Consider the following 23,021-nt stretch of genomic DNA (forward strand, 5'->3'; position numbering starts at 1 on the left):
CGACCCTAGTTCGTGCGCCGCCTGAGCGTCGCGGCTCCGAGGACCGTTGCGACGAGGACCGCAGCGAACACGATCGCGAGGTCGCCCCACATCGCGCTCGTGACCTCCGGGTTGACCTGCACCTCGTTCAGCGCCTTGACCGCGTACGTCAGCGGCAGCGCGTCCGAGACCCCCTGGAGCCATCCGGCCATCTGGTCCGCCGGCCAGATGAGTCCGCACAGGAACAGCTGCGGGACGACGAACACCGGCATGAACTGGATCGCCTGGAACTCGGTGGTCGCGAACGCCGACACGAACAGCCCCAGCGCCATCCCGAACAGCGCGGTGACGATGCAGATGAGGAACACCGCCCACACCGGACCGGTCGCGTCGAGTCCCAGGAACGCGAACGCCACGGTCGCCGCCACCGTCGTCTGCGCCGCGGCGGCCGCGCCGAACGCGAGCGCGTAGCCCGCGACCAGGTCGAGCTTCCCGGTCGGCGTGGTCATGAGCCGTTCCAGGGTCCCGCCGGTGCGCTCGCGCAGCAGCGTGATCGAGGTGATCATGAACATGAGCATGAACGGGAAGGCCGCCAGCAGGATCAGGCCGGTCCGGTCGAACACCTGCGGGGCGTCGTCCATGATGGCGCTGATCAAAGCGATGATGAGCGCGGGCACGGCGAGGACGAGTCCGACCGTGCGGTGGTCGGCCAGCAGTTGCCGCAGGATCCGGCCCGCGGTGATGAAGGTGATCCGCAGTGACATGGCTAGTCCGCCTTCTCGAGGTCGCGGATGAGGTGGAGGAACGCGGCTTCGAGGTTCTCGGTGCCGGTGACCGCGCGCAGGTCGGCGGGGGTGTCGTCGGCGATGAAGCGGCCCTCGCGCAGCAGCAGGAGCCGGTCGCAGCGGTCGGCCTCGTCCATCACGTGGCTGGAGACCAGCAGGGTTGCGCCCTCGCGAGCGAGGGTTCGGAACTGGTCCCACAGCTCTTCGCGGATGACCGGGTCGAGCCCGACCGTCGGCTCGTCGAGGACGAGCACCTCGGGTTCGATGACGAGCGCGCACGCGAGTGAGGTCCGCGTCTTCTGCCCGCCGGAGAGGTTCCCGGCGAGCCGGTCGGCGTGGTCGCCCATGCCGACGCGCTCGATCGCGACCATCGCCTCGTGCCTGCCGCGCCCGTAGAGGGCCGCGAAGTACGCGACGTTGGCCTTGACCGACAGGTCCGGGTAGATCGAGGCGTCCTGGGTGACGTACGCCAGGCGCTTGCGCAGCGGCTTGGACCCGGCGGGGTGGCCGAGCACCTCGACGGTGCCGGACTTGACCTTCTGGGTGCCCACGACGGCGCGGATGAAGGTGGTCTTGCCCGAGCCCGAGGGCCCGAGCAGCCCGGTGACGGACCCGGCGGCGATCCGGGTCGAGACGCCCCGGAGGACGGGTTTGCGGCCGCGGTCGACCACGAGGTCGCCGACCGCGATGGCCGAGGAAGGGTCGGATGGCATCGGAGCCTCCAGTAATTCAACGAATAATGAATTCACCGTACCACGGGAATTCATCAAACGATGAATTCCTGATCCGAGAGATGCTCGCCACACTGCGCCGCCGCACCGGCGCGCCTCCGTAAATCTGCAATGTAACTACTGTATGTAGTACGGTGTGAGTATGGAATACATAGGTCTGCGGGAGTTCAACCACAATCTCTCCAGCATCATCGCCCGAGTCGCCGCCGGCGCGTCGATCGTCATCACCGACCGCGGCAAACCGATCGTCGATCTGAGTCCCCACGACGCACCGGCCCAACCCACGCCATGGGAGGAACTGGTCGCCGCCGGTGAGCTGCGTCCGCCCACGCGCAGCCGGCGTCGGCTGCCACCGATCTGGGAGGACCTGGACGAGCTTCCGGACTCCACCGAGATGATCGCGGCGGACCGAGCGAAGGACCGCGAGCGTTGATTCACTACGCGGACTCATGCGCCCTGTTCAAGCTGATCAAGAACGAACCGGAGTCGACCGCGCTGCGCACCTGGATGCGGCGATTGGACGCCGAGGACAGGTTGGCGACCTCCGAACTGGCGGAACTGGAGCTGACACGCACGCTGGCCCGCCACGGGTACTCCGCTGAGGAGGCCGCGAAGCGCGTCAACAGCGTGCTCGACTTCGTCGGCGTGCTGGCCGTCACCAAGGTGGTCCTGCGAACCGCGATCGCCTACCGCATCGAGCGGTTGGGCACGCTGGATTCGCTCCACCTCGCCACTGCCGAACTCTTCCGCGACCAATTGGGCTCCTTCGTCACCTACGACAAGGAACTGGCCGCCGCCGCGACCGAGCAGGGGCTGACGGTCATCGCCCCTTCCTGAACGCGACACGGCCCGGCCGCGCCAAGCGCGGCCGGGCCCTCTTCATCGGGAAGGTGCCAGGTCTAAGAGATGCCAGGTCTTGCAGACGCCGGGCCTTACAGGACGCCCTCGCTCCAGGGTCCCCAGATCGCCACCGTGCGGCCCGGTTCCAGCGCCGGGTCCGCCAGGTCCCCTCGGGTCGCCCCCCGCAGGTTCGCGAACAGGACCCGCCCGTCGGGCGAGAACACCGCGCCGCCCCAGGCGGCCGCGCCCTCGTGGTACGCCAGCGGGAAGACCTCGCCCTCGCGCGTCAGCCCCCGCAGCGCCGTCATGCCCCCGCTCGCGTCCTCGCAAAGGATGAGGTTCCCTCCCGGCGAGACCGTCACGCCCTCCGGGAACGGCATCGCCGGATCGGGCGATTCGAACACCAGCTTGAGCGTCCCGGCGTCGCGCCCGCGCGGCCGGTACTCCCACAACTGCCCCTCGCCCTCCTCGCCGCCCGAAGTGGACGCGAGGTACACCGCGCCGTCGCCGTAGAAGCAGCCGCCGAGCCGGCCGAACACCGCCGCGCCGCGCGCCCACCCCTGGTTGAACACCGCCAGACCGTCCGCCTCGGCCTCCGCCGGGTCCGGGTCGGCCACGTCCACCCACTCCGCGCTCAGTGCCTTCCCGGCCCGCTGGCCGGTGCGCGTGTCGAAGTTCCACTCGCCGGTCACCTTGAGCATCTGGAGGCGCCCGCCCTCGGCGAGGTCTCCCGGCACGCGCGGCAGGAACCGGTAGAACCCGCCGGTGCCCTGGTCCTCGGTCTCGTAGACCACGCCCGAGCGCGGGTCCACCGCCACCGCCCCGTGCACGAACCGGCCCATCGCCTTGAGCGGCACCGCCGCCGTCTCGACCTCCTCGGCCGAAGGCACCTCGAACACGTACCCGTGCCCGGCCTCCCAACCCGCTCCGGTCCCCGACGTGGTCGCCTCGCACGTGAGCCAGGAACCCCACGGGGTCGGCCCGCCCGCGCCGTTGCCGATCGTGCCCGACAGCGACTGCCAGGCCTCCTCGAACCGCGGCCCGCCGTCCGCCCAGCGCACCTTCAGCGTCGTGGCCCCGCCCGCGCCGAGCGCGTCGTACCGCCGCTCCGCGCTGCCCGAAGGCACCCCGACGCCCGGCCCGCTGCGCTCGCCGTGCCCGCGCACCAGCCGCCACTCGCCGCCGCGGCCGGTCGCGAAGCACGCCATGCCCTCGTGCGCCAGCGGCGTCGGGTTCCCGTCGCGCATCGGCGCGGCCGTCACCGAGAACACCGAGAAGTCGAAACCCTCAGGGAGCCAGAGGCGCTGCGCGAACCCCGTCTCCGGGTCGGTCCGCGTCAGCGGCCGCAGCCCGCCGTAGCCGCCGTTGTCCGGGCTCACCCGGTCCTTCTCGCCCTCTTTCGCCAGCAGCGCGCGGATCGACAGGCCCTCCATGGCGCGGACGGCGAACAGGCTCCCGCCCGCTATCGGAGCGCCGCGGCGCAGGAAGCTCCGGCGGTTCGAACCGCCGGTCGTCAGAGTCGCCAAAGCCTGAGCTCCTTCTGTGCGGATGCGCGGCCCGCGAGCGCCGGGGGGCTCCGAGGGACGGGTACGCCGCCGATCCTCCCCGCCCCAAGAAAGGCCCAGGGAATCACGACCTGAACGGAAGGTGACCGGTTGCATAAGGCTTCGTCCTCCCCGAAACGTCGGACCCGGCTGACACAATGGGGCCGTGAGCACGACTGACTCCGGCCTGGACGCCGCCGCAGACCACACCGACGACGCCGACTTCGCGGACGCCCGCATCCGGCACGAGGCGCTCGCCGCCGAGATCCTCGAGCACCGGCATCGCTACTACGATGACGACGCGCCCACCATCTCCGACAGTCAGTTCGACGACCTCATGCACGAGCTGGTCGACCTCGAGCATCGCTACCCCGAGCTGAAGAACGCCGACTCGCCCACCGAGCAGGTCGGCACCTTCTCCGAGGCGTTCACCCCCGTCGTGCACCTGGAGAAGATGCTCAGCCTCCAGGACGTTTTCAGCCTCGACGAGGTCCAGACCTGGGCCGACCGCATCACCGCCGAGGTCCCCGACGAGCCCTACCTCTGCGAGGTCAAGATCGACGGCCTCGCCGTCGACCTCGTTTACGAAGGCGGCACGCTGACCCGCGCCGCCACCCGCGGCGACGGCACCACCGGCGAGGACGTCACCGCCAACGTCGCCACCATCGACGCCGTCCCCCAGCGCCTCACCGCCGCCGACGGCTTCGACGTGCCCGAACTGCTCGAAGTCCGCGGCGAGGTCTACTTCCCGGCCGCCGACTTCGCCCACCTCAACGAGGCCCGCGTCGCCTCCGGCATGGCCCCGTTCGCCAACCCCCGCAACGCCGCCGCCGGCTCCCTGCGCCAGAAGGACGCCGCCAAGACCGCCGAGCGCCCCCTGAGCTTCATCGCCCACGGCCTCGGCGCCCTGACCGGCTTCGCTCCTGACTCGCAGTCCCACTCCTACGCCGCGCTCGCCGCCTGGGGCCTGCCCACCAGCCCCTACTGGAAGGTCGTCGCCACCCTCAAGGAGGTCTTCGACTACATCGCCGAGTACGGCTCCAAGCGCCACGAACTCGTCCACGAGATCGACGGCGTCGTTGTGAAGATCGACGACATCGCCGTCCAGCGCCGCCTCGGCGCGACCTCCCGCACCCCGCGCTGGGCTGTCGCCTTCAAGTTCCCGCCCGAGGAGGTCAACACCAAGCTCCTCGACATCAAGGTCTCCATCGGCCGCACCGGCCGCGCCACTCCGTACGCCGTACTGGACCCGGTCCGCGTGGCCGGCTCCGAAGTCGAGTTCGCGACCCTCCACAACCCCGACCAGGTCAAGGCCAAGGGCGTCAAGATCGGCGACACCGTCGTCGTCCGCAAGGCCGGCGACGTCATCCCCGAGATCGTCGCGCCCGTCGAGGCCGTCCGCGACGGCTCCGAGACCGACTTCGTCATGCCCGAGCGCTGCCCCGAGTGCGACTCGGTGCTCGCCCCCGCCGCCGAAGGCGACGTCGACCTGCGCTGCCCCAACGCCCGCTCCTGCCCCGGCCAACTGCGCGAGCGCCTCGCCTACCTCTCGGGCCGCTCCTGCTTCGACGTCGACCGCATGGGCTACATCGCCTGCGCGGCCCTCGTCCAGCCCTTGGAGCCCTCCGAGCCGGTCCTCACCGACGAAGGCGGCGTCTTCGACCTGCGCATGGAGCAGCTCCTGCCCATCAAGGTCGTCGTCCGCGACCCTGACACCGGCCTGCCGAAGATCGACGAGGCCACCAAGGAGCAGAAGGTCGTCGCCTACTTCGCCAACAAGGAGGGCGAACCGAAGAAGACCGCCGTCCAGATGCTCGAGAACCTGGAGACGGCCAAGTCCCAGCCGCTGTGGCGCGTCGTCAACGCCCTCTCCATCCGCCACGTCGGCCCCGTGGCAGCCCAGGCCCTCGCCGAGCACTTCCGCGACCTCGACCGCATCGCGACCGCGGACGAGGAGGAGATGGCCGCCGTCGACGGCGTCGGCCCCACCATCGCCGCCGCGATCAAGGACTGGTTCGCCGTCGACTGGCACCGCGAGATCGTCGAGCGCTGGCGCGCGGCGGGCGTGCGGATGCAGGACGAGGCCCCCGACCCCTCCGAGGCCCTCCCGCAGACCCTCGAGGGCCTCACCGTGGTCATCACCGGCGGCATCGCCGGCTACACCCGCGAAGGGGCCGCCGCCGCCGTCAAGGCCCGCGGCGGCAAGCCCTCCTCGTCGGTCTCGAAGAAGACCGGCGCGGTCGTCGCCGGTGACAAGCCCGGCTCCAAGTACGAGAAGGCCGTGAGCCTCGGCGTCCCGATCGTGCCCGGCGAGGATTTCGACCGGTTCCTCACCGAAGGCCCGGCCGAGCCGGAACCCGAAGAAATGCCCGACGGTGACGAATCGGGCTCGCCGAGCGACGGGAGCGAACCAGAATGATCACAAGTCGGTAACGATCCGTATTCCCCCACGGGGGGAGACTCGTTAATGCAGGGCAGAGTCATCCCGTGGAATATCGTCGCACTTGCGCCGTCGGCCTGGACCCCATCGCCCGAACGGGCCGCCGAGTCCGAAATCGACCCCGGGAGAACCTGCCGCCAACGTATGGATAACGGTTTCTGTTACGAGCATGTCGCGCCTGGTCACAAGTGTGCCGCATGTGCTCCCAGCGTTGTCTGAGAGCGAAATTCGCGATATGACAGAGGAGTCGGCCACGATCGGACTTCGGTGATTCTGGCGCGTCACCTTGTTCGATGTGGCAGTGGGAGGAGCGATATGGCCACGACGCTCATGCGCAACACTGCGCCCAGAGAGCATCCGGGCCGGTACTACGCCTTCATGGCGCTGGTCGCCGTGTGCGCGATCGGCGGCGCGGTCGCCGTGACCGCCTACGGCGGCGCGCCCGACGGCGGCTGGTTCAGCGTGCCCTTCGCGTTCTGGTTCACCGCCGGCCTCGCCCTGGTCGCCGAGCTGCGCCCCACCCGCTGGGGCGGGCTGTGGATGTCGCCGATCGCCTCGATCTATTTCGTCTACGTCCTCGCGACCCTGGTGACCTGGGGCTTCCTCCCGGCCCTGATCGTCCAGTCGGGTGCGATCTTCCTCCTGTCCGCCCAGATCAAGTCGGCCGCCTGGCGGACGGTCTTCAACATCTCCCAGCAGGGCGTCGCCCTGTGCGTCGGCTGGCTCGTGTGGCACGCCCTCACCCAAGGCTCCGCCTGGACCGGCTCCCTCACCCAACTGCTCGCCGTGCTCGCCGCGGGCACCGTCTGGACCCTCACGAGCTGGTCCCTGGTCGCCACCCGCCAGGGCCTGCGCACCGACACTCCCTGGTCCGACCTGTTCGCGCAGTGGGGCCGCAGCGAGTGGGCGCTGCGCGTCACGCAGATCGCGATCGCCCCGATCCTCGCCACCGCCGCCATGTCCTCCTGGTGGCTCGTGGCCGCCTCCGCGATCCCGATCTTCAGCGTCTACCGGATCCTCCAGGCCGCCGCCGACCGCGAGCAGGAGGCCAACCACGACCCGCTCACCGGCCTGCTCAACCGCAAAGGCTTCCAGCAGGTGGTCGACGGCAAGATCACCGACGCCGGCGAGACCGGCACGGCCGTGGCCGTGCTCATCCTCGACCTCGACCGCTTCGCCGACGTCAATTCCGCGCTCGGCCACGAGATCGGCGACAAGCTCCTGGTCGAGCTCTCGCAGCGCTTCCTGGCCGACAAGCCGCCGGGCAAGGCCATCGCGCGCCTGGGCGGCGACGAGTTCGCCTTCGTGTGGTCCGAACTCGACGGCATGACCGACCCCCTGGAGTGCGCCCGCGAGATCCGCGCCCGCCTGGACGCGCCCATCGTCCTCGGCGACGCCAGCGTCGAGATCGACGGCTCGGTGGGCATCGCGGTCTTCCCCGACGACGGCTCCGACTTTCAGACCCTGTTCCGCCACGCCGACATAGCGATGTACGAGTCCAAGCAGCGGACCTCCTCCTTCGCCCGCTACGCCCCCGAGTTCGACCACCACTCGCCCGAGCGGCTCCTGCTCCTGGGCGACGTGCGCCGCGCCCTCGACCACCCCGACGCCCCCGGCGTGAACCTCTACTACCAGCCCCAGGTGCGCCTGGTCGACGGCGAGGTCATCGGGGCCGAGGCCCTGCTGCGCTACAACCACCCCGAGCGCGGCATGGTGAACCCCGCCGAGATCATCGAGACCGCCGAGCACTCCTCGGTGATGCGGATGCTCACCGAACGGGTCGTCGACATCGCCCTGCGCCAGCTCCGGGCCTGGAACGACTCGGGCTACGACCTGCGGATGGCCGTGAACGTCTCGGTGCGCGACCTCCAGTCGCTGGAGTTCACCGACTTCCTGACCGAGCGGATCGAGGCCTACGGGGTGAACGCCTCGAAGCTGCAACTGGAGATCACCGAGTCGGCGCTCATGGCCGACCCGCGCCGCGTGGTCGTCAACGTCCAGCGCCTCTCCGACCTCGGCGTCGGCATCAGCCTGGACGACTTCGGCACCGGCTTCTCCTCGATGCAGCACCTGCGGCGGCTGCCGGTCACCGAGATCAAGATCGACAAGTCCTTCGTGACCAACCTGGTCGACGACCCCGACAACGCCGCGATCGTCTCGACCACGATCGACCTCGGCCGGGCGCTGGACGTCGAGGTCGTCGCCGAGGGCGTCGAGGACGAGAACACGTGCAAGCAGCTCGAAGGCTGGGGTTGCCACGCAGGTCAGGGCTGGCTGTTCGCCAAGCCGATGGCCTCGGACGCGTTCGAGCGCTGGATGGCCGACCGCCGCGGCCCCCGCTGAGGCGCGCCGCCCGCCACAAGGGATCGCCCGGACGCCGCGCGGCCTGCGGCGGCGGCCGCGCGAACCGTCTTCACGGATGTCGGTGGCCTGTGCGAGGCTAGTCACATGAACGCTGTGCTCAATGACGAGATGCTCGCTGAGTTCGAGCCGCACCGGCGCGAGTTGTGCGCCTACGCCTACCGGATGCTCGGTTCCTCGTTCGAGGCCGAGGACGCCGTGCAGGAGGCCTTCACCCGGGCCTGGAAGGCCTACGGCTCCTTCGAGGGCCGCGCGAGCCTGCGCTCGTGGCTGTACAAGATCACCACGAACGTGTGCCTGGACATGATCAAGGGCCCGCAGCGCCGGGCCCGGCCGATGGACCTCGCCCCCGCCTCGGACGCCGGCACGCCGCTGCCCGCGCCCGAACCCGACTACCTGTGGGTCGAGCCGATCCCCGACTCGATGGCCTTCGGCGCCGACCCGGCCGCCGCCGCCGAGGCCCGCGACACCCTGCGCCTCGCGTTCGTCGCGGCCGTGCAGCACCTGCCCGCCAAGCAGCGCGCGGTGATGCTCATGCGCGAGGTCCTGCGCTTCTCGGCGGCCGAGACCGCCGAGATGCTCCAGATCAGCCCCGCCAGCGTCAACAGCGCCCTCCAGCGGGCCCGCGCCACGATGGAGCAGGTCAACGCCAAGCCCGCCGAGGCCTACGCGATCGACGACGAGGAGCTGCGCAAGCTCATCGACGGCTACGTGAGCGCCTTCGAGGCCTACGACCTGAAGACCCTCACCGCGCTGTGCGCCGACGACGTGGCCTTCCAGATGCCCCCGTTCCCGCTGTGGGTCCAGGGCCACGACAGCGTCGAGGCGTTCCTGCTGGGCACCGGCTCGGCCTGCCGCGGCTCGAAGCTCGTCCCGGTCGAGAACGCCAACGGCCACCCGGCCTTCGGCCACTACAAGCCGAGCGAGGAGCCCGGCCTGTGGACCCCCTGGTCGGTCACCGTCCTCGAGATCGCCGAAGGCAAGATCGCGGGCCTCAACTACTTCCTCGACACCCCGAAGCTCTTCCCCCTCTTCGGGCTCCCGATGGAGTACCGCGAGTAACCCCCGCACGCGAAACGGCCGCCCCGCACTCGCGGGGCGGCCGTTCCTACGCGTTCACGGCTGCGGGTACGGCATGTAGAACGGCTCCCACTGGTGGCCGTCGGGGTCGATGAAGGTCCGCCCGTACATGCCGACCTCGGCCTCCTGGGTCCGGCGCTCGTTCTTCGAGGTCTCCTCGGTCCCGCCGGCCTTGAGCGCCGCCTCGGTCAGGTCGTCCACCTCCTGGCGGTCGGGCAGCGCCAGCGCGTACGCCGCCGCCGAGTACGTGGCCGTGTCGGCGATCGGCCGCTCCGAGAACGTCGTGTAGAAGTCCTTGGTCAGCAGCATCAGGCAGATGTTGTCGTCGACGACCACGCACGCGGCGTTCTCGTCGGTGAAGTCGGGATTGACGCTCCAGCCCAGGGCCTCGTAGAACTCCTTCGCGCGGTCGAGGTCGGCCACGGGCAGGTTCAGGAAGATCATCTTGCTCGCCATCGGGCTGGTCCTTTCAGCAGGCGGGCCCCGCCGGGCCCGCGCTCGGTGCGTCGTCTCCCTATGCAGACGAAGCGAACTCCGCGGATTCATCGCCGCCGCTCGCCGACCGTTCGCCGACCGCTCACCGCGTTCCCGCCGCACCACGACGTCGGTCCGGCGACCCACGTCACATCAATGCTTTTCAATGCCACTCGCGCCACTTACGTTCCTTGTAAAACCGTCACCGTGCCGATCCGCGCCAGATACGGAACCGACACGGTCCGCCCTTCAAGGAGGAAGGCCCGATGGCTTCTACGCCCACCCGCGACGGACCCCCGCCCGAGGTCACCGAAGAGCAGCTCGCCGCGATGCACGACGACCCGCGATTCATCGACCTCAAACGCCGACTGTTCCGCTTCATCGTCCCTGCGACCGTCGGCTTCCTCGCCTGGTACCTGCTCTACGTCCTCCTGTCCGCCTACGCCCGCGACTTCATGGGCATCGTCCTCTTCGGCCACATCAACGTCGCGCTCGTGCTCGGACTCGGGCAGTTCGTCTCCACCTTCGGCATCGCCTGGGCCTATTCGCGCTACGCCTCCCGCCACTACGACGCTCACGCCGACGAACTGCACGACGAGATCGTCCACGGAAGGGAAGACTGATGGAACTCCTCGCCCAATCCACCGACGGCTCCACCCGGAACCTCACCCTCTTCCTCGTCGTGCTGATGACCCTCGTCACCGTGTTCATCACCGTCTGGGGCCACCGCTACACCCGCACCACGACCGACTTCCACTCCGGCGGCCGCAACTTCTCCGCCTGGCAGAACGGCTTCGCGATCGCCTCCGACTACATGTCGGCCGCGTCGTTCCTCGGCATCGCCGGGACCATCGCCCTCTATGGTTACGACGGGTTCCTCTACTCCATCGGCTTCCTCGTCGCCTGGCTGGTCGCGCTCCTGCTCGTCGCCGAACTCCTGCGCAACTCCGGCCGCTTCACCGTCGCCGACGTGCTCTCCTACCGGATGCGCCAGCGCCCCGTGCGCACCGCCACGGCCGTCTCCACCCTCAGCGTCTCGACGTTCTACCTGCTCGCCCAGATGGTCGGCACCGGCGCCCTCATCGCGCTCCTGCTCGGCATCCAGGAGGGCGACACCTTCATGGGCATGGACGCCGACACCGCCAAGATCGCCGGCATCGTCTTCGTGGGCCTCATCATGACCTTCTACGTCGCCTTCGGCGGCATGAAGGGCAACACCTGGGTCCAGATCTTCCAGGCCGTGATCCTCGTCGGCGGCGCCGCCCTGCTCGTTTTCTTCGTGCTGATGAAGTACAACTTCAACATCTCCGAGCTGCTCGGCCAGGCCGCCACCGCGTCCGGCCACGGCACCGCCTTCCTCGAACCGGGCCAGACCTACGGCGTCGAGGTCGAGAACGACGCGGTACAGACGATGTGGAACAAGCTCAGCTTCCTGAGCCTGGGCCTCGCCCTCGTGCTCGGCACCGCGGGCCTGCCCCACATCCTCATCCGCTTCTACACCGTGCCCGACGCCAAGACCGCCCGCCGCTCCATCAACTGGGCGATCGGCCTCATCGGCTCGTTCTACCTGATGACGCTGATCCTCGGCTTCGGCGCGGCCGCGATCGTCGGCTACGACGCGATCGTGTCCCAGAACGCGGCGGGCAACACCGCCGCGCCGCAACTGGCGCAGACGGTCGGCACCGACTTCGGCGGGTCGATCTTCGGCGCGGTCCTGCTCGCGATCATCGCCTCCGCGGCGATGGCCGCGATCCTCTCGACCGTGTCCGGCCTCGTGATCGCCGCGTCCTCCTCGTTCGCGCACGACCTGTACAACAACGTCATCAAACGCGGCAAGGCCACCGAGCAGCAAGAGGTCAAGGTCGCCAAGCTCGCCTCCATGGGCGTCGGCTTCGTCGCGATCGTCCTGGCGATCTTCGCCCAGAACCTCAACGTCGCGTTCCTGGTCGGCCTCGCGTTCGCCGTGGCCGCCTCCGCGAACCTCCCGACGCTGCTGCTGAGCCTGTTCTGGAAGCGGTTCAACACCAACGGCGCCCTCTGGGGCATCTACGGCGGCCTCGTCTCGGCCCTCGCCCTGGTGGTGTTCTCGCCGACGTTCTCCGGCAACGCCAGCTCGCTGTTCGGCGAAGGCGTGGACTTCGCCTGGTTCCCGCTCACGAACCCGGCCCTCGTGTCCATCCCGTTCGGGCTCGTGTGCGCCATCGTCGGCACGCTCAGCTCCTCCGAGTCGAACCCCAGCCGGTTCGCGTCCATGCAGGTACGAGCCTTGACCGGTGCCGGCGCCGAAAGGGCCGCCAAGCACTGAGTCCGCACGCGGCGGGGAGGACAAGGGCTGGCCCTCCCCGCCGCATTATGTGCGCCAAGTTACAGTTAAGGCGTGATCCCCGGTCGCATTACGGCCTCGCTCCGCGCGGCGAGGCTCACCCCTACGCGCCAGCGCCGGCGCTCAGGAAGCGCCGCGACCCTCAGCGCCCTGCGACTGTCGCGCCAGATTGGCGAGGCACTCGCCGACGGCCTCACCGATAAAGGCGCCCAGACCGCCACCCGACGCCTCGCCCGCCTCCTCGCCGCCGACGCGGTCGCCCTCGCCGACTGCGACCGACTCCTGGCCGTCTCCGGCGACCTCGACCCCGAAGCGGCCAAGACCCTCCTCACCGAGACCCTCGACCTCCTCGAACCGGTCACCGCCCCGCCCCTTAGGGCCGCGCCCCTCGTCGTCACCGGCGACCTCGCCGGATGCCTCGTCGTCGCCGGGGACGTCAGCGACGCCGAACTCGCCGAGGCCGTCCACCTCGTCGCCACCGCGCTCGACCACGCCGACCTCGACCGCTCCCGCGAGCGGATCGCCGCCGCCGACCTGCGCACGCTGCGCGCCCAGATCTCCCCGCACTTCATGCACAACGCGCTGGCCGCGATCAGCGCCCACACCCGCACCGATCCCGAAAGGGCCCGCGACCTGCTCACCGACTTCTCCGACTACCTGCGCTACTCGTTCGCGGGCACCGGTGACTTCGCGACGGTCGCCGACGAGCTCCAGGCCGTCCAGACCTATCTCGAGTTGCAGCGCGCCCGCTTCGACGACCGCCTCGACATCACCTTGCGCATCGCCCCGGAGGTCCTGCCCGTGCCCATACCCTTCCTCGTGGTCCAACCCCTCGTCGAGAACGCCGTCCGCCACGGCTTCGAGTCGCGGCCCGGCACCGGCCACATCGCCGTGCGCGGGTTCTCCGAAGGCGCCCTGTGCGTCATCGAGATCGAGGACGACGGCGCGGGGATGGAACCGGAGGTCGCCAAGGCGCTCCTGACCGGCAGCCGCCGCGGCTCCGGCCGCATCGGCCTGGCTAATGTGGACAGACGATTGCGGGCGGTGTACGGCCCCGAGTACGGACTGTGGCTCGACACCGCCCCCGGCGCCGGCACCAAGGCCACCGTGAGAATCCCCCGATACGCCCGAGGAGTCCACGCATGAGCGCAGGCCTGCGCGTCCTCGTCGTCGAAGACGAGCCCTCGACCCGGACCGAGCTCGCCGGGCAGCTCGCCGAGCTGCCCAGCGTCGGCGAGGTCCAGTGCGCCGCCGGAGGCGACGAGGCCGTGCGCCTGCTCGGCTCCGGCTCCTTCGACGCCGCGTTCCTCGACATCGCCATGCCCGGCCTCACCGGCATGGACGTCGCCCGCATCCTCAAACGCCTCTCGGACCCGCCCGAGATCGTGTTCGTGACCGCCTACGACAACCACGCCGTGGAGGCCTTCGGGCTCGGCGCGGCCGACTACCTGCTCAAGCCCTTCCGCCCCGAGCGCCTCGCCGAGGCCGTCGCCCGCCTGGGCCGGCGCCGCACCGGCCCCGCGGTGGGGGACAAGGCCGACGACCTCGCCGTCGTCCAGGTCGAACTCGCCGGGCGCACCGTCTTCGTCCGCCGCGACGACATCGCCTACGCCGAGGCCCACGGCGACTACGTGCGCCTGCACTCCGGGTCCGGCTCGCACCTGCTGCGCCAGTCCCTCACCTACCTCGAACAGGTCTGGGACGCGGCCGGGTTCGTGCGCGCCCACCGCTCCTTCCTCATCAACCTCGCCGCGGTGACCGAGCTGCGCGTGACCTCCACGGCCGGGCTCGTCGCCGTCACCGAGGTCGGCGAGGTCCCCGTGAGCCGCCGCCACTCGCGCCTGTTGCGCGAGCGCCTCCTCCAGGCCGCCCGCGAAGGCGGGCGCAAATGAGCCCCCGCGAGGCCCCGCGGTGAACCAGCGCGTCCGCGTCACCAGCCCCCAGACCCGCCTCGCCCAGCGGCGCGGCGCCGACGCCATGGGCCGGCTCTCGCACCTGTCCGGCCGCCCGCCCGTGCCCTCCTCCGCGATCGACCTCGACGCCGCCGAGCGCGCCCTCCACCGCCAGCGCCGCCTCGCCGTCCGCACCGCCGCCGCGCTCCTGGCGACCCTCGCCGCACTGCTCACCGCCGCCGCGCTCACCCCCGGCCACCTCGGCTGGGCCGTCCTGTTCTTCGCCCCGTACCCGCTGCTGCTGATCCTCGCCGCCCGCCATGTGCGCCTGGCCGAACGCATCGAGGACTCCCACCACGAGGGCGGCCCCTGATGCTGGGCCTCGCCGCGATCGGCGCCGTGATCTGCGCCAGTGTCCTCATCGGCGTCTGGGGCGTGCGCGCCGCCCGCTCCACCCCGGACTTCCTCGTCGCCTCCCGCAGCATCGTCCCGGGCTGGAACGCCCTGGCCATCGCGGGGGAGTACGTCTCGGCCGCCTCGGTGCTCGGCCTCGCCGGGCTGCTGGTCAAGAACGGCGTCGGCGCGATGTGGTACGCCGTCGGCTTCACCGCCGGGTACGTCCTGGTCGCCGCGCTCGTCGCCGGACCGATGCGCCGCAGCGGCGCCTACACCGTCCCCGACTTCGCCGAGTACCGCCTCGGCTCGCCGCGCCTGCGCCGCATGTGCGGGCTCGTCGTGCTCGTCATCATGCTGCTGTACCTCCTGCCGCAGTTCAAGGCCGCCGGGGTCGTGCTCGAACTCGTCTCCGGCATCCCGTACTGGATCGGCGTGGTCGGCGCCGGACTCGTGGTCTCCTCCACGATCGCGGTCGGCGGGATGCGCTCGGCCACTTACGTGCAGGCCTTCCACTACCTCGTGAAGCTCGCGTTCATCGCCGGTCCCGCCGTCGCGCTGTTCTTCCTGGCCGGTCCCGAGCGCCGCGACGCCGCCCTCAACCCGATCGCGGCCGACCCCTCCTGGACCCGCCCGCTGCTCGACCTCGACGGCTCGGGCCACCCGATGCTCGCCACCGTCTCGGTCCTGGTCGCGACCACCTTGGGCGCGATGGGCCTGCCGCACGTGGTGATGCGCTTCCACACCGTCGCCGGGGCCCGGGCGGCCCGCCGCGTGGCCGTCAGCGTCATCGTCCTGCTCAGCCTCTTCTACCTCTTCCCGGTCGTCTACGGCCTCCTCGGGCGCGTCGTCACCCCGAACCCCGCCGAGACCGACGTGGTGCCCGTCCTCGTGCCCTCGGCCATCGCCCCCGGCACCATCGGCGCGGTGCTCACCGCTCTGGTCGCGGCGGGCGCGTTCGCCGCGTTCCTCTCCACCTCCTCGGGGCTCCTGCTCGCCCTCGCCGGCGGCCTGTCGCACGACCTGTTCGGCGGTTCGCTCTCGCGCCTGCGCCTCGGCGTCGTGGTCGGCACCGGCCTGGCGGTCGCGCTGGCGCTCCCGGCCGCCGACGTCGACATCAACGTCCTGGTCGGCTGGGCCTTCGCGGTGGCCGCCTCGACGTTCTGCCCGCTGCTGACCCTCGGGATCTGGTGGCGCGGCCTCACCTCCACTGGGGCCACGGTCGGCCTGCTCATCGGCGCGGGCTCCTCCACCGGAGCGGCGCTCGCCTCGGCGGTCCTCGACCTGGAACCGGGCATCCTCTCGATCCTCCTCGCCCAACCGGCGCTGTGGACCGTCCCGCTCGCGTTCGCGTCCATGGCGATCGCCTCCCGGCCCGGCGCCGTCCCCGACTGGGCCGGCGAAGCGGTCCTGCGCCTGCACGTCCCCGGCCGCCACAGCACCGGCGACACCGACGCGCTGCCGCGCGCGCGGCGGGGAAATCGACTCGACTCCGACGGCGGCACCGATTAACCTCTCCGGCATGTACGGCAGTCCTGGGTCGAACGCGTGCGCCGCGTTCGGCCCGTGCTTCACGCGGTTGCGCACTCCGGCCTAGGCCCGCACGCGCACCTTCCCACCCGACGCCCGCACCTGGCCCCGGGTTCTCACACCGTGCCTTCGAGCCGGTCGCGCCCTGCGCGGACCTAGGCGAATCGATCGTCCTGATTCGACTACTCCGTACGGAGGACTCCCATGTCCCGCAACCATGCTTCGCGCGCCCGCCAAGGCCGCAATGTCTCCGGCAGCACCGTCTCCAACCGCAAGGCCCTCTCGCAGAACTTCCTCGCCGACCCCCGGATCGCCCGGCGCCTCGTCGAGGCCTCCGGCGTCGGCCCGGCCGATCTCGTCGTCGAGGCCGGCCCCGGCGACGGCATGGTCACCCGGCCCCTGCTCGCCAAGGCCCGCCGCGTGATCGCCTACGAGAAGGACCGCCACTTCGCCGAACGCCTCCGCTCGCGCCTGGGCCACCACGAGCACTTCCACTGCCATCTCGGCGACTTCCGCGACGCCCGCCCACCTCGGGAGCCGTTCGCGGTGGTCGCCAACGCGCCCTTCGGGATCACCACCGACATCGTCCGCTGGTGCCTCTCGGCCCGCACGCTCACCGCCGCCACCCTCGTCACCCAGCTCGAATTCGCCCGCAAGCACACCGGCGACTTCGGCCGATGGTCGCGCCTGACCGTCGCCAACTGGCCCGAGTGGCGTTTCGACCTCGGCATGCGCATCGGCCGCGGCGACTTCCGGCCCGTGCCCAGCGTCGACGCGGCGGTGCTCCGCCTCCAGCGCCGATCAGAACCCCTCCTGCCCGAAGTCGATCTCCGCGACTACCGCGACCTCGTCGAACTCGGCTTCTCCGGCGTCGGCGGCTCCCTCGCCGCCTCCCTGCGCCGGGCCGTGCCCTCCCGCCTGGCCCACCGCGCCTGCGCCGAAGCCGGCATCCCCCGCGACCGGCCCGTCGGACTCGTCCCGCCCGATCGCTGGATCGCCCTGTTCGCCGCTCTCGGGCGATAAAGGCGAGGGGGTGACGGGTTCGGCTCGCCTGGCCGATTAAGGTGGACTCGCCCGGCCCCGACACCCCCTCTTGGAGCCCCTCGATGAGCGAAGCCATGTGGATCGAGTTGATCAGGGCGCTGCCCACCTTCCTGTGGATCGGGTTCGGCTTCATCGCCCTCGCGATCGCCAGGCGCCTCCTCACCGCCCAGGCCCCGCGCATGACCCGCGTCGAGACCCCTTGGGTCACCGTGGAACTCGCCCAGCAGGCCATTGCCGCCGCGGGCCGCGGCGCGGCCCACCGCGCCGCGCCGCCGATCGAGACCGAATGGTCCGCCCCCTACCCGGCCCTGCCCTCCCAGCGCACTCCCGTCGGCGCCCCGCAGCAACCCCGGACCGGCGCCTTCACCGCACCTCCCGACGCTGCCCGGCCCGACTCCGCCCGGCCCGACCACGCCCATTCCGACTCTCGGCCCGACCAGACCGACGGCTTCGGCGCCGCCCCTTCGACCGCCGACGAAGCGCCCCCGTCCGAGCCCCTGCACCTCTGGCTCCCCTCCGGCGAGAACGAGTTCCACACCGACCCCGCCTCCCAGGCCACACCGCCCGCCGACGAGCCCCTCGACAGCACCGTCGCCATCAAGAAGAGCGACGACAAGCCCCCGTCGCCGGTGACCGAGCCCAACCGCCAGGTCCCCGGCGTCCCGCCGACCTACCCGGTGATCCCGACCCAGTCCCGCCCCGCCTTCTACCCCTCGCCCGGCCACGCCCCGCAGCACTCCTACGCCGCCTCCGCGCCGCTCCCGCCCTACCCGCCGCAGTCGGTCTACCAGCCCGTCGACACCCAGCACGGGCTGCGCGCGGCGACCCGGCTCGCCATGTCCGCCGACCTCCTCCAAGGCGGCGCGATCCTGTGGGTCGACGACCACCAGGAATGGAACGAGCCGCTCATCCGCCTTTTCCGCACCGCCGGGATCGGCGTGGACGCCGTGGCCTCGACCGCTCGCGCGATACTGGCTCTCAAGGAACGCCACTACGACCTCGTGATCACCGACATGCGCCGCCTCAACGAGTCGGGCGGCGACAGCGCCGGCATCAACCTCCTCGACCAGATGATCGCCGTCGGCGTCCCCACCCCCGCGATCATCTTCTCCGACAACGTGACCGCGAAATCCCGCTCGCACCCGCGCGCGGTCACCGTCACCAGCAACCCCGAGCAGCTCGTCGACGCCGTGGTCGACATCGTCGGCACCCGCCGCGGCCGCACCCACCAGTCCGGCTGGCTCGACCGCCTCCGCGGCGGCCACTGACACCCGCCTGTTAAACGCTTGCCCACGGGCCCGTCCCCGACTACCGTGACAAGGTGTCGCTCCTCCGCGCCCCCGACCTCCCCGTCCCCGAACCCGGCGACCCGCCCGCCGGACCCCTGCGGCTGTTCTGGTGGCTCGCCACCCGCCGCAAGGCCCACGCCGCCGCCGTGCTCGTCTCCGCGGTCTTCTCCCTCGGCCTCGTCCCCGTCATGCCGATCTTCCTCACCGGCGCCGTCGACGACGGCATCGCCGGCCGGGACTGGGGCGCGCTCGCCGCCTGGGCCGGCGCCCTCACCGCCGCCGGGTCGGTCGCCGCCGTCAGCATCGTCCTCCACCACCGCCTCACCGTCTGGTGGCGCCAGGACGCCGAGTACCGCGTCCTCCAGCTCGCCACCCGCAAGACCGGCCGCCTCGGCTCCGATCTGCGCCGCCGCACCACCGCCGGCGACATCGTCACCGTCGGCATCACCGACGTCAACGGCATCGGCCACGCCATCGAGTCCCTCGCCCCCACCATGGGCTGCGTCGCCGGGATCGCCGCGGTCGCCCTCCTCCTGCTCGACATGTCCGCGGTCCTCGGCCTCACCGTCCTCATCGGCGTCCTCGCCGTCACCGTCGTCACCGGCCCCCTCCTGCGCCGCCTCCAGTCCCGCTACCGCACCTACCGCGCCGGCATCGGCGCGATCACCGGCCGCGCCACCGACATCGTCGCCGGACTCCGCGTCCTGCGCGGCGTCGGCGGCGAGGAGCGCTTTAACGCCGCCTACCGCCGCGACTCCCAGCGCCTCAAGCGATCCGGCTTCGGCCTCGCCGCCCCCGGCGCGTGGATCGACGCGGTCGCCGAAGGCGCGCCCGCGATCCTCCTCGGCGTCGTCGTCTGGATCTCCGCCCGTCTCGTCGCCGCCGACGCCATCACCGTCGGCCAGATGGTCGCCGCCTTCGGCTACACCGCCGCGCTCCTGCTGCCCGTGCGCTGGCTCATGGGCACGGCGATGACCATCGTCCAAGGCCAGGTCGCCTGCGCCAAAGTCGTCGAACTCCTCGCCCTCCCCGAACGCGAGGCCCCGCGCGACCCCCTGCCCGGGCCCGCGGCCGGCGCCGAACTCCACGACCCCGTATCGGGACTCACCCTCGCGCCCGGCCTCACCGCCGTCGTCGCCCCTGAGACCGAGACCGCGGCGGCGATCTTGGACCGCCTCGCCGGACTCACCGCCTCCGACGCCGTCTTCGGCTCCGTTCCCGTGGCCCGCATGGCAACCGACGAACTGCGCCGCCGCGTGCTCCCCGCCGACCACGACGCGTACCTCTTCGCCGGCACCCTCGAAGCCCTCGTCGCCGCCGACCGCGCCGCCGCCCCGGACGCCGCCGCACGCGTCCGCGAGGCCATCGCGACCGCCGCCGCCGACGACATCGTCGACGCCCTCCCCGACGGCCTCGCGACCGAACTCGGCGACCAGGCCCGCACCCTCTCCGGCGGCCAGCGCCAGCGGCTGCGCCTCGCCCGCGCCCTCGCCGCCGACCCCGAAGCCCTGCTCCTCCACGAACCGACCTCCGCGGTCGACTCCCACACCGAGGCCCGCATCGCCGAACGCCTCACCGCCGCCAGAGGGAACAGGACCACCGCCGTCGCCAGCGCCTCACCGCTCTGGCTCGGCCGCGCCGACACCGTCGCGTTCGTCCTGGACGGCAAGGTCGTCGCCACCGGCACCCATGCCGAACTCGCCGCCGCCAGGCCCGACTACCGCGCCCACGTCGATCGGGAGCTCGCATGACCGCCTCCGCCGAACTGCCCGTCGCCGAACCCGCCCAGGTCCGCCGCGCCTTCGCCGGTCTTCTGCTCTCCGAGAAGTCCCGCGTCGGCCTCGCCGTCGCCCTCCGCGTGGCCGCCGCGGCCGCCTCGACGGCCGCGCCGCTGCTCATGGGCCGCATGATCGACTCGCTCTCCGCGGGAGCCGACCTCGCCGACATCGACGCCCTCGCGCTCGCCATGGCCGCCGCGATCGCCGCCGCCGTGGCCCTCACCTGGGCCGCGAGCTACACCAAGAACCGCGTCGGCGAGCGCCTCTCGGCCCGGCTGCGCGAACGCTTCGTCGAACGCTGCCTGCGCCTGCCGCTCCACACCGCCGAGCAGGCCGGCTCGGGCGACCTCATGACCCGCGCCTCCGCGGACGTCCCCGAAGCCGGCGGCCTCATCCGCGAGACGCTGCCGAGCGCGGCCGTCTCGATCCTGACCGCGCTCGTCTATGCCGCTGCGATGCTCTGGGTCAACGCCCTCCTCGCCGCCTGCATGCTCCTGGCCGTCCCGCTCATCGCCGCGGGCGCCCGCTGGTACCTCAAGCGCGCTCGCGCCGGCTACCTGCGCCAGGCCGGCGCCGAGTCCCGCTCCGGCGAGGCCCTCTCGGCCACCGCCGGAGGCGCCCGCACCGCCGAGATCCACCGTCTCACCAAGGCCCGCAACGACACCGGCGACGCCGCGATCGCCTCCCACTGGGACGCGAACAAGTACACGCTCTACCTTCGCAGCGTCTACTACCTGACCCTCGAAAGCTCCTATGTGCTCCCGGTGTCGGCCGTGCTCCTCATCGGCGGCGCCCTCTACTTCGACGGCTCGGCGACCCTCGGCGAGGTCGCCACCTGCGCGGTCCTCTCGCGCCAGGTCATGACCCCCTTGAACTTCGTGCTCATGATGGTCGAGCGCCTCCAGCGCGGTTTCGCCTCCCTCGCCCGCGTCGAAGGCGTGGCCGTCGCCGACACCGAAGGCGAGCGCGCCCGCACCGCGACCCCCGCCGACGGGACCGTCGCCCTGCACGGCGTCCACTTCGCCTACCCGACCGGCCCGGACGTGCTCCACGGCGTCGACCTCGTGATCCCCGCCGGGGAACGCCTCGCCGTGGTCGGCCCCAGCGGCGCCGGCAAGTCCACCGTTGCCCGCCTCGTCTCCGGCACCGACGCCCCGCGCCTCGGCACGGTGACCATCGGGGGAGTGGACGTGGCGACCCTCCCGCTCGCCGAACGCCGACGCCACGTCACCCTCGTCAGCCAGGAGCACCACGTCTTCGCCGCGACGCTCCGTGACAACCTCACCCTCGCCGCGCCCGACGCGGACGACGCCGAGCTGCGCGCCGCGCTCGCCACCGTCGGCGCGTCCTGGGCCGTCGACCTCGACCGCGAACTCGGCGGCGCCGGCGAGGAGCTCGACGCCGCCGCGGCGCAGCAGATCGCCTTGGCCCGCATCGTCCTCGCCGATCCCGACGTGGTGATCCTCGACGAGGCCACCGCGATGCTCGACCCCCGCGCCGCCCGCGACACCGAACGCGCCCTCGTCGCGGTCCTGGAGGGCCGCACCGTGATCGGCATCGCCCACCGCCTCCACACCGCCCACGACGCCGACCGCATCGCCGTCATCGAGGCCGGCGCCCTCGCCGAACTCGGCGGCCACGACGAACTGCTGGACGCGGACGGACCGTACGCCCGCCTCTGGCGCACCTGGCACGGCGCCGACCCCGCGTAGCATCGACCGCCCCCGCGACCCCCTTGGAGCGCCATGCCCTTCCTCGACCTCCCCGACTGCGTCAACGCCCGCGACCTCGGCGGCACGCCGCTTCCCGGCGGCGCCGTCCGGATGCGGGCCCTGCTGCGCTCGGACAACCACGACCTGCTCACCGACGCCGGCGTCCGCGCGGTCCGCGACCTCGGCGTGCGCCGCATCCTCGACCTCCGCCACGCCTGGGAGGCCCGCGAGTTCCCCAGCCCCTTCGGCGAGGACGAGATCTACCTGAACCTCCCGCTCCTCGGCGTCTACCCCGGCTTCGAACCGACCGCGCCCGACGACTACCGGCCCGAGGTCGATCACGCGCCCGAACGCGTCGCCGCCGCGTTCACGGCCCTCGCCGAAGCGCCGCCCGGCCCCGTCCTCGTCCACTGCCACGGCGGCCGCGACCGCACCGGCATCCTCACCGCGCTCGCCCTCGCGGTCGCCGGCGCCTCCCATGAGGACATCGCCTCCGACTACGCACTCACCGAAGGCACCGATCCGCAGACCATGCTCGACCTCCTCGCCCACTTCGACGCCGCATACGGCGGCCCCGCCGCCTACCTCCGGGGCGCCGGCGTCGAACAGCGCCACCTCGACGCGGTCGCCGAACGCCTGACCGAGGCCCCCGCAATCCATTAGCTACGGTGCATCCCCGGCGCCATTCCCGAAAGCGAGAACCCCTGTGGACATCCGGATGACCGACGCCGAGATCGCCGAACTCGCCAAGCGCATCGAAGGCCTCGACGCCTTCTACGACCACACCGAGCACGGCCTATCCGCCCTCGCCGCCCACCTCGGCTAG

The 23,021-nt window shown here is 71.5% G+C and carries 20 protein-coding genes; 16 read left to right on the forward strand and 4 right to left on the reverse strand.

Annotated elements, in window-relative coordinates; all coding sequences use genetic code 11:
- Positions 1-5: 5 nt before the first annotated feature.
- Both IF12_RS0118835 and IF12_RS0118840 read right to left on the reverse strand, forming a co-directional pair.
- Positions 6-743, reverse strand: coding sequence for an ABC transporter permease (locus tag IF12_RS0118835; protein ID WP_030161170.1), 738 nt, complete (start codon positions 741-743; stop codon positions 6-8).
- A gap of 2 nt (positions 744-745) precedes the next feature.
- Positions 746-1,477 (reverse strand): ABC transporter ATP-binding protein, encoded by a 732-nt coding sequence (locus tag IF12_RS0118840; protein ID WP_030161171.1) that lies wholly within the window; start codon positions 1,475-1,477, stop codon positions 746-748.
- 160 nt (positions 1,478-1,637) lie between these two features.
- Between IF12_RS0118840 and IF12_RS0118845 the strand changes: the two genes are divergently transcribed.
- Both IF12_RS0118845 and IF12_RS0118850 read left to right on the forward strand, forming a co-directional pair.
- Positions 1,638-1,928 (forward strand): type II toxin-antitoxin system Phd/YefM family antitoxin, encoded by a 291-nt coding sequence (locus tag IF12_RS0118845; RefSeq protein WP_030161173.1) that lies wholly within the window; start codon positions 1,638-1,640, stop codon positions 1,926-1,928.
- On the forward strand, positions 1,925-2,332 hold the full coding sequence (locus IF12_RS0118850) for a type II toxin-antitoxin system VapC family toxin (protein ID WP_051704599.1): 408 nt from the start codon (positions 1,925-1,927) through the stop codon (positions 2,330-2,332). Before IF12_RS0118845 ends, IF12_RS0118850 begins: the two co-directional genes overlap by 4 nt.
- Before the next feature lie 95 nt (positions 2,333-2,427).
- On the opposite strand, the gene IF12_RS0118855 is transcribed toward IF12_RS0118850, so the two are convergent.
- Positions 2,428-3,861 carry an alkaline phosphatase PhoX gene (locus tag IF12_RS0118855; protein ID WP_051704600.1) on the reverse strand — a complete coding sequence of 478 codons (1,434 nt, stop codon included), beginning with the start codon at positions 3,859-3,861 and terminating at the stop codon, positions 2,428-2,430.
- 184 nt (positions 3,862-4,045) lie between these two features.
- Between IF12_RS0118855 and ligA the strand changes: the two genes are divergently transcribed.
- The 3 genes from ligA to IF12_RS0118870 all read left to right on the forward strand — a co-directional run bounded on the left by ligA (position 4,046) and on the right by IF12_RS0118870 (position 9,742).
- Entirely contained in the window at positions 4,046-6,298 is a 2,253-nt protein-coding gene (gene ligA / locus IF12_RS0118860) for an NAD-dependent DNA ligase LigA (RefSeq protein WP_231492648.1), read from the forward strand.
- Positions 6,299-6,634: 336 nt separating this feature from the next.
- Positions 6,635-8,662, forward strand: a complete 2,028-nt coding sequence (locus tag IF12_RS0118865) for a bifunctional diguanylate cyclase/phosphodiesterase (protein WP_051704601.1) — start codon at positions 6,635-6,637, stop codon at positions 8,660-8,662.
- 105 nt (positions 8,663-8,767) lie between these two features.
- Positions 8,768-9,742, forward strand: coding sequence for a sigma-70 family RNA polymerase sigma factor (locus IF12_RS0118870; protein WP_030161179.1), 975 nt, complete (start codon positions 8,768-8,770; stop codon positions 9,740-9,742).
- A gap of 54 nt (positions 9,743-9,796) precedes the next feature.
- On the opposite strand, the gene IF12_RS0118875 is transcribed toward IF12_RS0118870, so the two are convergent.
- Entirely contained in the window at positions 9,797-10,216 is a 420-nt protein-coding gene (locus tag IF12_RS0118875; protein ID WP_030161181.1) for a VOC family protein, read from the reverse strand.
- 284 nt (positions 10,217-10,500) lie between these two features.
- Between IF12_RS0118875 and IF12_RS0118880 the strand changes: the two genes are divergently transcribed.
- The 11 genes from IF12_RS0118880 to IF12_RS0118930 all read left to right on the forward strand — a co-directional run bounded on the left by IF12_RS0118880 (position 10,501) and on the right by IF12_RS0118930 (position 22,858).
- Positions 10,501-10,857 (forward strand): DUF485 domain-containing protein, encoded by a 357-nt coding sequence (locus tag IF12_RS0118880; RefSeq protein WP_030161182.1) that lies wholly within the window; start codon positions 10,501-10,503, stop codon positions 10,855-10,857.
- Positions 10,857-12,539: a cation acetate symporter gene (locus IF12_RS0118885; protein WP_030161184.1), complete on the forward strand. Its 1,683-nt coding sequence runs from the start codon at positions 10,857-10,859 to the stop codon at positions 12,537-12,539. The genes IF12_RS0118880 and IF12_RS0118885 overlap by 1 nt, the downstream gene beginning before the upstream one ends.
- A gap of 168 nt (positions 12,540-12,707) precedes the next feature.
- Positions 12,708-13,703 (forward strand): histidine kinase, encoded by a 996-nt coding sequence (locus IF12_RS0118890; RefSeq protein WP_030161186.1) that lies wholly within the window; start codon positions 12,708-12,710, stop codon positions 13,701-13,703.
- Complete coding sequence (locus IF12_RS0118895) at positions 13,700-14,449, forward strand: LytTR family DNA-binding domain-containing protein (protein ID WP_030161188.1); 750 nt, start codon at positions 13,700-13,702, stop codon at positions 14,447-14,449. The genes IF12_RS0118890 and IF12_RS0118895 overlap by 4 nt, the downstream gene beginning before the upstream one ends.
- A 19-nt stretch (positions 14,450-14,468) precedes the next feature.
- Positions 14,469-14,822 carry a hypothetical protein gene (locus IF12_RS0118900; RefSeq protein WP_051704602.1) on the forward strand — a complete coding sequence of 118 codons (354 nt, stop codon included), beginning with the start codon at positions 14,469-14,471 and terminating at the stop codon, positions 14,820-14,822.
- Positions 14,822-16,354 carry a cation acetate symporter gene (locus IF12_RS0118905; protein WP_081913749.1) on the forward strand — a complete coding sequence of 511 codons (1,533 nt, stop codon included), beginning with the start codon at positions 14,822-14,824 and terminating at the stop codon, positions 16,352-16,354. The genes IF12_RS0118900 and IF12_RS0118905 overlap by 1 nt, the downstream gene beginning before the upstream one ends.
- 222 nt (positions 16,355-16,576) lie before the next feature.
- Positions 16,577-17,395 (forward strand): 23S ribosomal RNA methyltransferase Erm, encoded by an 819-nt coding sequence (erm, locus tag IF12_RS0118910; RefSeq protein WP_030161194.1) that lies wholly within the window; start codon positions 16,577-16,579, stop codon positions 17,393-17,395.
- Between the two features lie 83 nt (positions 17,396-17,478).
- Positions 17,479-18,684 carry a response regulator gene (locus IF12_RS0118915; protein WP_030161196.1) on the forward strand — a complete coding sequence of 402 codons (1,206 nt, stop codon included), beginning with the start codon at positions 17,479-17,481 and terminating at the stop codon, positions 18,682-18,684.
- 53 nt (positions 18,685-18,737) lie between these two features.
- On the forward strand, positions 18,738-20,456 hold the full coding sequence (locus IF12_RS0118920) for an ABC transporter ATP-binding protein (RefSeq protein ID WP_030161198.1): 1,719 nt from the start codon (positions 18,738-18,740) through the stop codon (positions 20,454-20,456).
- Positions 20,453-22,195, forward strand: coding sequence for an ABC transporter ATP-binding protein (locus tag IF12_RS0118925; RefSeq protein WP_030161199.1), 1,743 nt, complete (start codon positions 20,453-20,455; stop codon positions 22,193-22,195). The genes IF12_RS0118920 and IF12_RS0118925 overlap by 4 nt, the downstream gene beginning before the upstream one ends.
- Before the next feature lie 33 nt (positions 22,196-22,228).
- Positions 22,229-22,858 carry a tyrosine-protein phosphatase gene (locus tag IF12_RS0118930; protein ID WP_030161201.1) on the forward strand — a complete coding sequence of 210 codons (630 nt, stop codon included), beginning with the start codon at positions 22,229-22,231 and terminating at the stop codon, positions 22,856-22,858.
- Positions 22,859-23,021 lie beyond the last annotated feature (163 nt).

Source organism: Glycomyces sp. NRRL B-16210, assembly GCF_000719515.1.
In the GTDB taxonomy this organism is placed as follows: domain Bacteria; phylum Actinomycetota; class Actinomycetes; order Mycobacteriales; family Micromonosporaceae; genus Glycomyces.